General features: G+C 29.2%; 1 protein-coding gene and 1 pseudogene. Both read left to right on the forward strand.

What is annotated here, in order from left to right:
• A partial coding sequence (locus HMPREF2937_RS07260) for an LPXTG cell wall anchor domain-containing protein (RefSeq protein ID WP_142351414.1) occupies nt 1–248 on the forward strand: 248 nt, incomplete at its 5' end.
• A 99-nt stretch (nt 249–347) separates the two neighbouring features.
• Nucleotides 348–1,138: pseudogene (locus HMPREF2937_RS07265) on the forward strand (poly(glycerol-phosphate) alpha-glucosyltransferase); the annotation flags it as partial.

The raw sequence follows: 1,138 nt of genomic DNA on the forward strand, positions 1-1,138 counted from the left end.
ATGCTGATTCAGATGCCGACGCTGATTCAGATGCCGACGCAGATGCCGACGCAGATGCCGACGCAGATGCTGATTCAGATGCCGATGCAGCGAAAGGTAATCATGGAAAATCAGATGGTAAAGCTTTACCTGATACAGGTGATAATGATCAAGTAAACAGTACATTATTTGGTTCTTTATTTGCTGCACTTGGAGGATTATTCTTAGTTGGGAAACGTCGCAAAAACAATAATAATGAAGAAAAATAATAGGTAAACTTCATTATTGTAAGTAAAGTTTAAAACCAGGCCATGTAAGGCCTGGTTTTATTTTAAATATCATAAAATATTATAAATGAGGAGTAAATAATGAATTTCGAAGAAAAATTAAATAAATTGATGGATGAAGTTTATCATAAGGTGAAAAAAGATGATTATGTCTTTTTAAGTTTAGGTAAACATGATATTAAAGCTCAAGTTAAACTGTTTAAAAAAACTAAGTACTTAAAGCAAGATATTTCAAAATCAGCACTTAAATTTAAAAAGAAATCAGGTGAGTTTCCTGAGTGGATTAAATTAGATATTGTTATGTCAACAGAAAAAGTTTTGTTTAAAGAATTAAAAAAAACTTTAGTAACTACAAGAAGGAACTATGTGGATTTTGGTATAGCATTTGATAGTCTATGGAATTTAGCAGTTTTACCTGAAGAAATTAATGCTAACGCTTTCATTAGACCAGATAACACTACCAAAAAATTATTTCTTTCTGAAAAAAACATCAATAATTATTTACGAAAATATACAACTAACAAAAAAGTCTTTTCTAGTGAATTTTATAATGAAAAAGAAGTTATTAAATTTTATACAAAAGGTTTTTTTATAGATGATGAGGAAGTATATGAACTACATAGTAAGGGTTATAGAAAAGGTTTAAGAAAAACAAATCATTTAGAGGAGGAAATAGATCAATTAATTGAAAGCAGTACCACATTTTTACAAAATATGTTGCTAGATAGCGGTAAGTATATTTATGGATATTTTCCGCATTTCGATAAGGAAATTAGGTTCTATAATATCTTAAGACATTCATCTTCTACTTATGCTTTAATAGAAGGATTGGCTTATCTAGGAAAAAGTTTGCAACCTGTTGAAAAAGCAAT

This window comes from Staphylococcus sp. HMSC061G12, from assembly GCF_001838465.1.
GTDB lineage: Bacteria > Bacillota > Bacilli > Staphylococcales > Staphylococcaceae > Staphylococcus > Staphylococcus simulans.